The organism is Nguyenibacter sp. L1, assembly GCF_035199985.1.
Lineage (GTDB): Bacteria > Pseudomonadota > Alphaproteobacteria > Acetobacterales > Acetobacteraceae > Gluconacetobacter > Gluconacetobacter vanlangensis.
The window spans coordinates 541,081-554,213 of sequence record NZ_CP127015.1; the positions used below are offsets into that span (position 1 = coordinate 541,081).

10 protein-coding genes are annotated in these 13,133 nt (G+C 67.2%); 5 read left to right on the forward strand and 5 right to left on the reverse strand.

From position 1 onward, the window contains the following. Window positions 1–30 precede the first annotated feature (30 nt). Both QN315_RS02445 and QN315_RS02450 read right to left on the reverse strand, forming a co-directional pair. Window positions 31–1,218, reverse strand: coding sequence for an NAD(P)/FAD-dependent oxidoreductase (locus QN315_RS02445; protein WP_323993777.1), 1,188 nt, complete (start codon window positions 1,216–1,218; stop codon window positions 31–33). 23 nt (window positions 1,219–1,241) lie between these two features. Beyond that, window positions 1,242–1,910, reverse strand: a complete 669-nt coding sequence (locus QN315_RS02450) for a glutathione S-transferase family protein (protein WP_176641356.1) — start codon at window positions 1,908–1,910, stop codon at window positions 1,242–1,244. Between the two features lie 134 nt (window positions 1,911–2,044). On the opposite strand from QN315_RS02450, the gene minC reads away from it, so the two are divergent. The 3 genes from minC (at window position 2,045) to minE (ending at window position 4,051) form a co-directional block, all read left to right on the forward strand. Then, window positions 2,045–2,767, forward strand: coding sequence for a septum site-determining protein MinC (gene minC, locus QN315_RS02455; RefSeq protein ID WP_323991350.1), 723 nt, complete (start codon window positions 2,045–2,047; stop codon window positions 2,765–2,767). Between the two features lie 154 nt (window positions 2,768–2,921). Next, window positions 2,922–3,737, forward strand: a complete 816-nt coding sequence (minD, locus tag QN315_RS02460) for a septum site-determining protein MinD (RefSeq protein ID WP_176640098.1) — start codon at window positions 2,922–2,924, stop codon at window positions 3,735–3,737. Beyond that, window positions 3,734–4,051 (forward strand): cell division topological specificity factor MinE, encoded by a 318-nt coding sequence (minE, locus tag QN315_RS02465; protein ID WP_323991351.1) that lies wholly within the window; start codon window positions 3,734–3,736, stop codon window positions 4,049–4,051. The genes minD and minE overlap by 4 nt, the downstream gene beginning before the upstream one ends. A 1,318-nt stretch (window positions 4,052–5,369) precedes the next feature. On the opposite strand, the gene QN315_RS02470 is transcribed toward minE, so the two are convergent. Continuing rightward, the gene (locus tag QN315_RS02470; protein ID WP_408904568.1) at window positions 5,370–7,226 is read right to left on the reverse strand and encodes an ABC transporter ATP-binding protein; all 1,857 of its coding nucleotides are present in this window, start codon (window positions 7,224–7,226) and stop codon (window positions 5,370–5,372) included. A gap of 372 nt (window positions 7,227–7,598) precedes the next feature. Here QN315_RS02470 and QN315_RS02475 point away from each other — a divergent pair, with 372 nt between their 5' ends. Continuing rightward, a complete protein-coding gene (locus QN315_RS02475; protein ID WP_323991353.1) occupies window positions 7,599–8,645 on the forward strand; it encodes a glycosyltransferase family 4 protein in 1,047 nt (348 codons plus the stop codon). A 160-nt stretch (window positions 8,646–8,805) separates the two neighbouring features. Here QN315_RS02475 and QN315_RS02480 read toward each other — a convergent pair whose 3' ends face one another. Beyond that, the gene (locus tag QN315_RS02480) at window positions 8,806–9,915 is read right to left on the reverse strand and encodes an anhydro-N-acetylmuramic acid kinase (protein WP_323991354.1); all 1,110 of its coding nucleotides are present in this window, start codon (window positions 9,913–9,915) and stop codon (window positions 8,806–8,808) included. Window positions 9,916–10,487: 572 nt separating this feature from the next. On the opposite strand from QN315_RS02480, the gene QN315_RS02485 reads away from it, so the two are divergent. Next, the gene (locus QN315_RS02485; protein ID WP_323991355.1) at window positions 10,488–11,666 is read left to right on the forward strand and encodes a YncE family protein; all 1,179 of its coding nucleotides are present in this window, start codon (window positions 10,488–10,490) and stop codon (window positions 11,664–11,666) included. A 44-nt stretch (window positions 11,667–11,710) separates the two neighbouring features. On the opposite strand, the gene coaA is transcribed toward QN315_RS02485, so the two are convergent. After that, a complete protein-coding gene (gene coaA, locus QN315_RS02490; protein WP_323991356.1) occupies window positions 11,711–12,664 on the reverse strand; it encodes a type I pantothenate kinase in 954 nt (317 codons plus the stop codon). Window positions 12,665–13,133 lie beyond the last annotated feature (469 nt).

Here is a 13,133-nt window from a genome sequence, read left to right on the forward strand (position 1 = left end):
CCGGTCCGGCCCCTGTTCCGGCGTTTCCGGTCAGGCCGCCTCCGCGATGGCGCATCCCGCCGCATGCCCGCTGGCCCAGGCCCACTGGAAGTTGTAGCCCCCCAGCCAACCCGTCACGTCGACGGCCTCGCCCACCGCATAGAGGCCCGGAACCGCCCGCGCCGCCATGGTGCGCGACGACAGGCCGCGCGTGTCGATCCCCCCGCGCGTCACCTCGGCCTTGGCGAAGCCCTCGGTGCCGGACGGGGTCAGGCCCCAGCGGGACAGGATCTGTCCCAGCCGGTTCAGCGCCGCGTCGGGAATATCGCCGAGACGCCCGTCAGGCAGATGGTGCGCGGCCATCGCCTGCGCAAGCCGCTGCGGCAACAGCCCCGCCAACGCGGTGCGTCCTTCGATCCGCGGCCGCTGCCGCTTGGCCGCCCGCAGCGCCCCGGCGGCGTCGACCTCCGGCAGCAGGTCCAGGCAGATCTCCTGCCCCGCCTGCCAATAGGACGAAATCTGCAGGATCGCCGGACCCGACAGCCCGCGATGGGTGAACAGCATCGCCTCGTCGAACCGCGCCTTGCCGCACCGCGCCGCCACGGGCAGCGACACGCCCGACAGCTCCCGCACCCACGGCCACGCCGCCGCATCCAGCGTCAGCGGCACCAGCGCCGGCGCGGTGTCCGTCACGCACAGGCCGAACTGCCGGGCGATCGCGTGCGACAGCCCGCTCGCCCCCATCTTGGGTATCGACAGCCCGCCGGTCGCCAGCACCAGCGCGGGCGCGCGATAGACGCCCCGGTCGGTGGTCACCACGAACCGGTCGGACAGGCTGACATCGGTGATTCGGTGCGACAGGCCGATCGTCACCCCGCCGGCCGCGCATTCCGCCAGCAGCATCGCGACCACCGCGCGGGCCGACCCGTCGCAGAAAAGCTGGCCCAGCGTCTTCTCGTGCCAGGCGATCTTGTGCCGTTCGATCATCGCCAGGATGTCGGCCGGCCCGAACCGCGCCAGCGCCGATTTGGCGAAATGCGGATTGCCGGACAGAAAGCGGGTGGCGGCGCAATCCAGGTTGGTAAAATTGCAGCGCCCGCCCCCGGAAATCAGGATCTTCCGCCCGGCCTCGTCGGCATGGTCCAGCACCGCGACGCGCCGCCCGCGCTGCCCCGCCGTCAGCGCCGTCATCAGCCCGGCGGCGCCGGCCCCCAGGACGATCGCATCCACGTCCCGCATCATCGGATCAGAACGCCATGGGCTCAGAAATCGAGGTCCGCATAATGGTCGGGCGGCACGATCCCCGTCACCCGGTCATTCAGCAGCGAGCGGAAACACGGACGCGACTTGATCCGCGCATACCAGTCCTTGGCCGCCGGCGCCTTGGACCAGTCCACGTCGTTGATGAAATCCAGGCACGACAGATGGGCCGCCGCCGCGAAATCGGCCAGCGACAGCGCGGGCCCGGCCAGCCATTTCCGCGTCTCGGCCAGCCAGTCGATATAGGAAAGATGATAGCGGATATTGGCATAGCCGGCACGCAGCGCATTGCCGTCGGGATTGCCGCGCCCCGAGATGCGCTTCAGCACCTTTTCGTTCAGCAGGTTGTGCGTGACCTCGATCGCGAATTTCTGGTCGAACCACGCGACCAGACGCCGCACCTCGACCCGCTCGGCCAGGGTGCGGCCCAGCAGCGGCGTGTCGGGATAGGCCTCTTCCAGATATTCGCAGATCACCGACGAATCGGGGATCGACAGCCCGTTCTCTTCGACCAGCAGGGGCACCGTGCACGCCGGATTGGCCGCCAGATAGTCCGGGCGCCGGTCCCACACCCGCTCCATCATCAGTTCGAACGGCAATCGCTTTTCGCCCAGCACCAGACGAACCTTGCGGGAATAGGGCGACAGCGGAAGATGATAGAGGATACGCATCCGCTCGCTTTATTGCATCGCGCCCCGCTTCGCCAAGCCTCCCTTGCCTCGACAGGGCCCCATTCTCACGCTAGCTCACGTCAATCCCCTCATGTTCCGCCCTCCTGTTCTGGCCACCGAAGGTTCGTGACGCCTTGCCCGACGAATCCAGCCCCCTGCCCCGCATCCGCGCCCGCGGCCGCTCCTTCCTGGCCCTCGTGCTCTCGCCCGAGGCGGCGCTCGATGACTGGCTGCGCGGACTGGACGCGCAGATCGCGCGCTCCCCGTCCTTCTTCGTCGGCAAGCCGATCATTCTCGATCTGGGCCTGCTGTCGGCCGACGCCGAAGGGCTGGACGGACTCCTTGCGGCGCTCCTGGCGCGCGGCGTGCGGATCATCGCGATCGAAGGCGGCGATCGCGGCTGGCCGGCGCTGGCCGGATGGGACTGGCCGGACGGATTCGCGGGCGGACGGGCCTCGGGCCCGGTCGACCTGCCGGACGAGGACGAATCGCCCGCCGCCGCGTCCCAGGGCACCGCGTCCCAGGCCGCCGCATCGCTGATCGTCGAGGGACCGATCCGGTCGGGACAGGCGATCCTGCATCCTGACGGGGATGTGATCATCGTCGGATCGGTGGCGTCGGGCGCCGAAATCTCCGCCGGCGGATCGGTGCATGTCTATGGCACGCTGCGCGGGCGGGTCATCGCCGGCATGGGCGGACAGGACGGCGCGCGGATCTTCGCACAGGCGATGAAGGCCGAATTGCTGGCGATCGACGGCTATTACATGATCGCCGAGGACATCGACGCGACCCTGCACGGCAAGCCGGCCCAGGCGCTGCTGCAGGACGACACCATCGTGGTGCGCAAGCTGGACTAGGCCCCGGCCGGGCCCGACCGGCCCCCGACCAGCCCCCGACCGGCCCCCGGCCAGCCCCTGGGCCGCTTTCCCGTTGCGATTGCCACATATCCGCCATTAGACTCACGCAATTACGGCGCCGCAGAACGGCGAATCGAGACAAGGGAATATGCGTATGGCCAAGGTGCTGGTTGTCACATCCGGAAAGGGCGGAGTCGGCAAGACGACCTCGACCGCCGCCCTCGGCGCGGCACTGGCCCAGACGGGGAAGAATGTCGTCGTCGTCGATTTCGACGTCGGCCTGCGGAACCTGGACCTTGTCATGGGCGCCGAACGGCGCGTGGTCTTCGACCTGATCAATGTCGTGCAGGGCGACGCCAAGCTGGCGCAGGCGCTGATCCGCGACAAGCGGGTCGAAACCCTGTCGATCCTGCCGGCATCGCAGACCCGCGACAAGGACGCGCTGACCCCCGAGGGCGTGGCCCGGGTGATCGGGGAACTGCGCGAGAAATTCGACTGGGTGATCTGCGACAGCCCCGCCGGGATCGAACGCGGCGCCCAGCTCGCGATGCACCACGCCGACCAGGCGATCGTGGTGACCAATCCCGAAGTCTCGTCGGTGCGCGACAGCGACCGCATCATCGGCATGCTGGACAGCACCACCGAACGCGCGAAAAAGGGCGAGAAGATCGACAAGCATCTGCTTCTCACCCGCTACGACCCGGCCCGCGCGGCGCGCGGCGAGATGCTGCGCACCGACGACGTGCTGGAAATCCTGTCCATCCCGCTGCTCGGCATCGTCCCGGAAAGCGAGGAAGTGCTGCGGGCGTCGAACCTCGGCACCCCCGTCACGTTGTCCAATCCGACCAGCGCCCCGGCTCGGGCCTATTTCGAGGCGATCCGCCGCCTGGAGGGCGAGAAGCTGGACGTCAGCGTGCCGACCGAGCGCAAGGGCCTGTTCGACTGGCTGTTCAAGCGGAGCGTGGCATGAGCTTTCTGGCAAACCTGTTCGGACGCAAATCCTCGGCCCCGATCGCCCGCGACCGCCTGCAGATCCTCCTCGCCCACGAACGGGTGGCCGGCGAAGGCCAGTCCGAGCTGATCGCGAAGCTGCAGGAGGAAATCCTCGAAGTCATCAAGCGGCACCTCGCCATCGACCAGGACAAGGTCCAGATCAAGATGGACCGCGGCACCGGCGTGTCGATGCTGGAAATCGACATCGAAGTGCCCGAGATGAAGGCGCTCGAAGCGAAAGCCTCCGAAGCGACGAACAAGGTCGAACAGCCCGAGCCCTCCTCGGCCTGACCCCACCCACCGATCGCCGCCAGCGCACAACCCCGGACAGAATCTCTCAGATCCTGTCCGGACAGGTGGGCTGGTGAGCGAGAGTGCCGCAAAGCGGCACGGAAGGCGTGCGTTTCCGAGCATCGGAGCGGAGCGGCCTTGCGGCCGTGAGCACCGAAGCACAGGAAACGCGCGTCGGATCACCGTCAGCGCATAGCCCCGATCAGATCCTGTCCGGAAATGCGGGCTGGTGAGCGAGAGTGCCGCAAAGCGGCACGGCCGGCGTGCGTTTCCGAACATCGCAGCGCAGCGGCCTTGTCGGCCGTGGAGCACCGAAGCGCAGGAAACGCGCATCGAACCACTCCCAGCGCGTAGTCCCGATCAGATCCTGTCCGGAAATGCGGGCTGGTGAGCGAGAGTGCCGCAAAGCGGCACGGCCGGCGTGCGTTTCCGAGCATCGGAGCGGAGCGGCCTTGTCGGCTGCGAGCACCGACGCGCAGGAAACGCGCGTTGGATCGCTACCGGCGCGCAGTCCCGATCAAATCCTGTCCGGAAATGCGGGCTGGTGAGCAAGAGTGCCGCAAAGCGGCACGGAAGGCGTGCGTTTCCGAGCATCGGAGCGGAGCGGCCTTGTCGGCCGTGGAGCACCGAAGCGCAGGAAACGCGCATCTGATCGCCGCCAGCGCATAGCCCCGATCAGATCCTGTCCGGAAATGCGGGCTGGTGAGCGAGAGTGCCGCAAAGCGGCACGGAAGGCGTGCGTTTCCGAACATCGCAGCGCAGCGGCCTTGTCGGCCGTGGAGCACCGAAGCGCAGGAAACGCGCATCTGATCGCCGCCAGCGCATAGCCCCGATCAGATCCTGTCCGGAAATGCGGGCTGGTGAGCGAGAGTGCCGCAAAGCGGCACGGCCGGCGTGCGTTTCCGAGCATCGGAGCGCAGCGGCCTGGATGGCCGTGAGCAGCGAAGCGCAGGAAACGCGCACCTGATCGCCGCCAGCGCATAGCCCCGATCAGATCCTGTCCGGAAATGCGGGCTGGTGAGCGAGAGTGCCGCAAAGCGGCACGGCCGGCGTGCGTTTCCGAGCATCGCAGCCGCAGCGGCCTTGTCGGCCGTGGGGAGCAGCAAAGCGCAGGAAACGCGCATCGAACCACTCCCAGCGCGTAGTCCCGATCAGATCCTGTCCGGAAATGCGGGCTGGTGAGCGAGAGTGCCGCAAAGCGGCACGGCCGGCGTGCGTTTCCGAGCATCGGAGCGGAGCGGCCTTGTCGGCCGTGAGCACCGAAGCGCAGGAAACGCGCGTCGGATCGCCACCAGCGCGCATTTACGGACAGGATCTCTCAGAATGCGCCTTCGATCGACATGGCCTGCCGCTCCAGGAATTCGCGATACGGACCCGCGGTGCGCTCCAGCAGCCCGACCGGACCATCCTGGACGATCCGCCCGTGATCCATGACCACGATCCGGTCGAAATCGCGCAGGGTCGACAGCCGATGCGCCACGGCAATCACGGTCCGCCCGATTTTCAACCGGTCCAGCGCCGCCTGCACATGCTGCTCGCTCTCGCTGTCCAGCGCGCTGGTGGCCTCGTCCAGGATCAGGATCGGCGCATTGCGCAGGAACGCCCGGGCAATGGCGATCCGCTGGCGCTGGCCGCCGGACAGCTTCACCCCGCGGTCGCCGACCTCGGTCTCGAACCCCTCGGGCATCGCCTCGATGAAGTCGCGGCAACCGGCGGCGGCGGCGGCGGCCAGCACTTCCTCGTCCGTCGCGTCGGGCTTGCCATAGCGGATATTTTCCAGCACCGACCGGCGCAGCATCGACACGTCCTGCGGCACGACCGACATGCAGGCGCGCAGGCTCTCTTCGTCCAGGTCGCGGATATCGATGCCGTCGATCTCGATCTCCCCGCCCTGCACGTAGCGCAGGCGCTGGATCAGGGCCAGGATCGTGCTCTTGCCCGATCCCGAACGCCCCACCAGCCCGACCCGCGACCCGGCCGCGATCGTCAGGTTGAAATGCGACAGCACCGGCTGGCCGCCGGGATAGGCGAAGGTGACGTCGCGGAACACCACCTCGCCCCGCGACGATTCGGCAAAGCCGCGCGCCTCGGGGGAATCGACCATCTCATGCCGGACCAGGATGGCGGCCAGCGCCTCGTCCAGCCGCGAGATATGCTGGATGGTCTCGACCAGGGCCACGGCCAGGTCCCGCGTGCCGTGCAGGATCATGAAGCCCAGATTCGTCACCATGACCACGTCGCCGATGCTGGCCCGCCCCAGATGCCACAGCATGACCACCCATCCCAGCAGCCCGGCGGTCAGCACCGCGGTCAGCACCGCATGGACCAGCCGCAGCTTCTCCAGGTAGCGCAACGAACGGCCGCGCGCGGTCATCTCCTGCCGCATCGTCCGGCCCAGGCGCAGGCGCTCGTACTGCGCCATGCCGAACGACCGCACCAGCGAGACATTGTTGATGACGTCCAGCATCTCGCCATCCACCCGCGCCGCTTCCGACGCGAAATGCTGGTGCAGCCCGCGCCCCCCCGCCGCCATGCGGAACATCAGATAGCAAAGCCCGGCGGACAGGGCGACGATCACGCCGGCCATCAGCGGGCTGACGGTCAGCAGCAGGCCGATCGACAGCGCGACGTTCAAGCAGGGCGGCAGCACGTTCCACGCCGCCAGGTTTTCCAGCGTGAACAGCGACACCGCCGAGGTCGAGATGCGCGTCGCCATCGCGCCGGGCATCCGCTCGGCGAAGAAGGCCGCGGAATGGCCGGTCAGGTAGCGGAACAGGTCGCGCCGCACGTCGCCGGTGATGGCCACGAACGCATGGGTGGCGAACCAGCCCGCCACCCGCCAGGACAGGTTGTCGGCGGCGATCACCACCACCAGGAAGGCGACCGCCCGCCAGATCGGCCCCATGTCGTGGGCGCCGTGCGCCGTCATGGTGTCGATCAGGAACCGCGTGGCGTAGGTCGCGCCGACCGTGCAGCCGACCGCCACCGCGACCGAGAGGAAAATCACGACATGCTGAAGCGCGTGGCGCCGCACATAGCGAAAGATAAAAGGCAGCGGCCGGCCCAGATAGCGGACCAACTGGTCGTCTGTGATGGTGGTATCTGTGATGGTGGTATCGGTGTCACGCGCCAAAATCGGCTGCCCTCTCGATTGCGGCCGGATCGGCCGGACCATGGTGCGGGAAGACTTACATACTGAAATCGCTGATACTTATATCTATCCGGATCGCCGGGAAGAAAGATAGGCTTCCTCTCCCCCGGTTTATAAGGGCCCTCTGACGTCCCGGATCTGAAATCCATTGGATTTCAGATTGATAGTGGGCACAGGTTAAATCAACAACTTCGTGCCCAGGGCGAAGGCGAGACACGAATGCGCGGGCGGCGCGATGGACGGAATATCGGACGAAACGCGTTTCCCTCGCGGTCGTTTTACCGGCCGCTGGACAGGATCGCGGCCTGATGCCATCGATTTGCCGTTTCCCGGCGGAACGGTAGCATCCCCTGTCCCCTCCTGCGCTCTCATGCGGAAGAAAGAAGTGAACTGCCCATGCGTATCGCCCAGGTCGCGCCCCTTCACGAAGCGGTCCCCCCCAAGCTCTATGGCGGGACCGAGCGCGTCGTCTCCTTCCTGACGGAAGAACTCACCGCGATGGGCCATGACGTCACCCTGTTCGCCAGCGGCGACAGCGTGACGTCCGCCCGCCTGAATGCCTGCTGGCCGCAGGCATTGCGCCTCGATCCGGCGATTCGCGACCCGATCGCGCCGCACATGCTGATGATGGAGCTGGTCGCCCGCGCGGCGGATCAGTTCGATATCCTGCATTTCCATATGGATTACTGGCCCTTCACCCATTTCAGCCGGCAGGCGACGCCGATGCTGACCACCATGCACGGCCGGCTGGACCTGATGGAGCTGCAGCCGATCTTCAACGCCTTCCCCAAGGTGCCGATCGTCTCGATCTCCGACAATCAGCGCACCCCCCTGCCCCAGGCCCATTACGTGCGCACCGTCCTGCACGGCCTGCCCGAAAAGCTGCTGACGCCGCAGCCCGGTCCGCGCGATTATTTCGCCTTCCTGGGCAGGATCTGCCCGGAAAAAGGCGTAGACAAGGCAATCCGCATCGCCCGCGCGCTGAACGTGCCGCTGAAGATCGCCGCGAAGATCGACAAGGTCGACGCCGACTATTTCGACCGCGAGATCGCCCCGATGCTGGGCGCCGGCGTGGAACTGATCGGCGAGATCAACGACCGGCAGAAGCCGGCCTTCCTGTCCGGGGCCAGGGCGCTGCTGATGCCGATCGACTGGCCCGAACCATTCGGCCTGGTGATGATCGAGGCGATGGCCTGCGGCACGCCCGTCGTGGCCTTTCGCCGCGGTTCGGTGCCCGAAGTGCTGGAAGACGGGCTGACCGGCCTGATCGTCGATGACGAGCATGAGGCGATCGCCGCCTGCGCGCGCCTGCCCGAACTGAACAGCACCGCCATCCGCCGACGGTTCGAGGAACGTTTCACCGCCCGCCGCATGGCCCAGGATTATCTCGAACTTTATAACCAGTTGATCGACGGTCGTGTCCCGCCCGAGAAATTCTTATGAGAATTTCTCGGATCAGCAGGCCAATAAAATATTGATTCTATTGTTATATTCTCGAATTTCGCTTGCGAATTCGGGAATATGACACGGGCATTCGGACTGATGCGGCCGGGGCAGCCCGGCCTCGGCCGGCGCCGCCCCTCCCACTCTTCTCCCCGACCGGTCAAGCCGGCCGCCACGCGGTGACGACCCGCGCGGCCGCCTCGGCCACCCCGTCCAGATGCAGCCGGCCCCCGGTGACCGGCTGCGCGACCCCCGTGGTGTCCGGAAAGGACAAGGCCAGGCCACGGACGCTGCGCATCGCCAGAAAGGCGAAACATTGCGCCTCCAGCGCGTCGCCATCCCATCCCACCGCCTCGACCGGCGCGACGGGCACCGTCAGGCTGTGGCTCAGCCCCTCCATCAGCACCGGATTATGCCGCCCGCCGCCACAGACCAGCCAGCGGCGAGGCAGGAACGGCAGCCTGGTATTGGCGACCGCCCGCACGGTGAAGGCCGCCAGCGTCGCGGCGCCGTCCTCGGCCGACAGGTCCGAGAGCAATTCCATGCCGCGATGGAACGACATGCGATCCAGCGATTTCGGCGCCCCGCGCACGAAGAACGGATCGCTCATCAAGGCCGCCAGCACCCGCTGGCTGACCTGCCCGGCCCGGGCCAGCGCCCCGTCGCGATCATAGGGCACGCCGGTATGGCGCATGGCCCAATCGTCCAGCAGCGCGTTTCCCGGCCCGACATCGCAGGCCACCAGGCGTCCCCCCGGCCCCAGCAGCGACAGATTGGCTACCCCGCCGATATTCAGCACGGCCAGCGGCCGCGCCATGTCGTGCGCCAGCGCATCATGAAACACCGGCACCAGCGGCGCGCCCTCGCCCCCCGCCCGCACGTCGGCGCTTCGGAAATCATGCACGACCGGCAGACCCAGCTCCCGCGACAGCAGCCCGGCGTCGCCGATCTGCCAGGTGCGGGCATCCTCGGGCCGATGCAGGATCGTCTGGCCGTGAAAGCCGATCAGCTCGGCGGGCCAATCCAGCGCACGCACCGCCTGGACATGCAGCAGCGTCAGTTCGCGCTCGACCGCGCGAAGCTCCGGGTCGCCGGGCGAGATCATGGCGGCATGCCCATAGATGTCGCGCATGCGCCCCCGCAATTCGGCCGAGAAGGGAACGGTCACGGCAGGCCCCGTGGTCCCGATCGTCACGCCATCCGTCTCCAGGCACGCCGCATCCACCCCGTCCAGGGACGTTCCGCTCATCAGCCCGATTACCCGGATCATCGTCTTCCTTTCCTGCCGCCCATTCCGTTGTCCAATTCCGTTGCCCAATCCCGGCCATCCCGTGTGTCGGGGGGGCGTCCTGCGAATCGGGCCGGCGAATCGCGGGCCGGCGGGGCGCCACGCTAAGGCAGATCCCAGCGGGGCCGAAGGCTCATTCGTGCAGGACTCCGGACAGATGAACAGGTTAACGCGGTGCGCCGCGTTTCGTGTCCCAATCGCCCCTTTCCGGAAAGCGCCCGCCGCACCTCCATGCCATGCGATATGCACCAGCCTGATATTCCGGAATTCGATACGGTCACGCAAGAACGATGCGATTCCCGACCCGGAGCCTGGAAATCATGACGGCCTCGCAAGAGGCCGGACCGCCTCGTCCTCCCGAATAGCAATAATCAGTCCGGACTGTCCCGCGACCCGATGGAATTTCGTACCGGCTTTACGTCACCCTTCACCGGACGGCCAGGGAAATGATCTTTAAAAACAGATTTATGTCACTTTAAATTTACCTGATTTCTTCACCGATTCAGCCGAGTATCCGTTTCGTGATGTGAATAAATCGCCGCGCAAGGTGCTAGATGCGTTTCGGGTTTCTGCCTCCGTTCTGTCTTTCTCTGCTGCTCTCCACCGCTTTCGTCCTTCAGGCCCGGACCGCCCCCCAGACTGCCCGGTCGGCGACCGTCCTTTCGGCCAATGACGCGCATTCGATCCTGCGGGATGGCGTCCAGGTCCTGCCGAAACCGCTCGGGCCCGACACGCTGTCGATTCTGGACCTTCAGCCGAGCGGCCTGTGGGCGGTGCGCAGCAGCATCGACGTCCCCGCCAGCGTGATCGGACCGCCGACCGCGCTCACGCTCACGCCGGACGGCAGGATCGCCCTGGCCGCCTCGGCATCGAAACCCGACCCGGCCGACCGGCGGATCGTTCCCGACGACCGGATCAGCGTCATCGACCTCTCCGGCCCCCGGCCGCGCGTGATCCAGCAGGTCGCCTCCGCCCCGGGCACGACGACCCTGCGCCTCACCCCGGATCGGAAGCACGTGCTGGCCGCCAACGGCGCGGGCGGCGTGCTGACATGGTTCCGCTTCGACGGGCGGCACCTCGGCGCGCGCAAGACGATCGCGCTGCCGGTGGAAAACGGCTTCCCCGGCGGGCTGGCGATCACCCCGGACGGCAGGCGCGCGCTGGTCAGCCTGTGGAAGGGCGACAGGGTCCTGGTCCTGCATATCGACGGCGACGACATCGCGCTCGCCCCCGATCCGCTGGAGATCGGGCCCGGACCATGGAACATCCGCCTGACCCGGGACGGGCATTATGCCGTGATGGGCATTCTCGGCCATGGCGAGGGACTGCCCGGCGCCCTGTCGGTGCTGGACCTGACGGCATCGCCCATTCGCGAAATCCAGCGCGTCCGCGTTCCCAACGCCCCGGAAGGGCTGGATATCTCCGCCGACGGCCGATACGTCGCCGTGGTGTCGCAGAACGGGTCCGCCCTGGCGCCGTCCTCGCCCCGCTATCACGACCGGGGCATCGTCACCGTCTTTTCGCTGCGCGACGGGCACCTGGCGCAACTGGCCCAGGCCCCCGGCACGCTCTGGCCGCAGGGCCTCGTCTTCGCCCCCGACGGAAGGACGATCCTGGTCCAGGGCGTGATGGACCGCGCGCTACGCACGCTGTCATGGAACGGCAGCGCCCTCACGGTCCTGGGCGACACGACTCTGCCCGGCGGCGGCGCCAATATCGAACGCCAGCGCTGACCGCCGGCCCGGAAGAAAAGGGGGGAGGGAAAGGGGACAGGACGTCAGAGATGCCGCAACCTGATTTCGTTGACGGCATGGCTGCGTTCCTTGCGCACGATCAGGCGCGCCCGTTCCCGGGTCGGCAGGATATTCTGTTCCAGGTTCGGCAGGTTGATCCGCTGCCAGATCCGGCGCGCGACATCCTTGGCCTCGTCCCGCGGCAGATCCGCATAGTGATGGAAATAGGATGCCGGGCTGCGGAACGCCGTGCGCTGCAGCAGCAGGAATCGCTCGACATACCAGGCTTCGATGTCGGCCGTGGCCGCATCGAGATAAATCGAAAAATCAAAGAAATCCGACGCCACCGCCGCGCGCTCGCTGCCGGTCTGCAGCACGTTCAGCCCCTCGAAGATCAGGATGTCCGGCCGGTCGATCGTCTCGAACTGTCCGGGAACGACGTCATACGCCTCGTGCGAATAGAACGGCACCTGCAGATGCCGCTCCCCCGCCTTCAGCGCGGCCAGAAACCCGATCATGCGCCGCAGGTCGTAACTTTCGGGGAACCCCTTGCGCTGCATCAGGTCGCGCTCCTCCAGCACCCGCGTGGGCAGCAGGAAACCGTCCGTCGTCACCAGGTCCACCCTGGGATGGTCCGGCCAGCGCGACAGCACGGCCCGCAGCAGGCGGGCAAACGTGCTCTTGCCCACGCCCACGCTGCCGGCGATGCCGATGACGAAGGGTACCGCGCTGCGCGGCGCGCCGAGAAACGCGCTCTCGACCATGCTGTTCAGGCTGCGCGAGGCCAGCACATACAGGTTCAGCAGGCGCGACAGCGGCAGATAGATGTCCCGGATATCCGCCAGCGAGACCGGCTCGTTCCGGCCACGCAGCGACGCCACCTCCTCTTCGGACAGCGACAGCGGCACATTCGCCCGCAACGCCGCCCATTCCGGCCGGGAAAAGACCAGGTACGGCAACTTCGTCTCGCCGTCGCGAAACGCGGCATGCCCCCCCAAGGACGACGATGCTGACGACGATATGGGCGACGATGTGGGCGATGACGGGGAGGATGACCCGGCCATGGATCAGGCCCGGACGTGCCGGCGGAAGCCGTATCGCGCGCAAGCTGTCATCGAACCTGTTTCCTTCGGATATCCGCCATCGGGCGGCAAATCTGCGCGGCGCCATCGGGGGCCGCCGGCATGGCTTCTTGCGCCCATGCGCATCAGAGCACGGAAACGCGCGCAAGATGCGCCGGACACGGGGCTCGTGAAACAGCCTCTTAACATCTTCCCGCCCCGCCGATCCAGTCCCCAGCCCCACGCCCGGTCCCCTGACCCCGGGCCTCCGTTCCCCGGCTTTCATCTCACAAGACGGCCCTCGGCCGGCGGAAACCCGCCCCGGCCTTCCGAAGATGTGACACAGACGTGATCCGAGCCCCCAGGAGAGCAAGCAGCGGACCGCCGCAACCTGCGGACCGCCCTT

Coding starts and splice junctions, on each gene's coding strand:
- QN315_RS02470 (WP_408904568.1), bottom strand. CDS start 7,226: ATGGTCCGGCCGATCCGGCCGCAATCGAGAGGGCAGCCGATTTTGGCG.
- minE (WP_323991351.1), top strand. CDS start 3,734: ATGAGCTTTCTGGCAAACCTGTTCGGACGCAAATCCTCGGCCCCGATC.
- QN315_RS02445 (WP_323993777.1), bottom strand. CDS start 1,218: ATGCGGGACGTGGATGCGATCGTCCTGGGGGCCGGCGCCGCCGGGCTG.
- QN315_RS02450 (WP_176641356.1), bottom strand. CDS start 1,910: ATGCGTATCCTCTATCATCTTCCGCTGTCGCCCTATTCCCGCAAGGTT.
- QN315_RS02475 (WP_323991353.1), top strand. CDS start 7,599: ATGCGTATCGCCCAGGTCGCGCCCCTTCACGAAGCGGTCCCCCCCAAG.
- minD (WP_176640098.1), top strand. CDS start 2,922: ATGGCCAAGGTGCTGGTTGTCACATCCGGAAAGGGCGGAGTCGGCAAG.
- QN315_RS02480 (WP_323991354.1), bottom strand. CDS start 9,915: ATGATCCGGGTAATCGGGCTGATGAGCGGAACGTCCCTGGACGGGGTG.
- QN315_RS02485 (WP_323991355.1), top strand. CDS start 10,488: ATGCGTTTCGGGTTTCTGCCTCCGTTCTGTCTTTCTCTGCTGCTCTCC.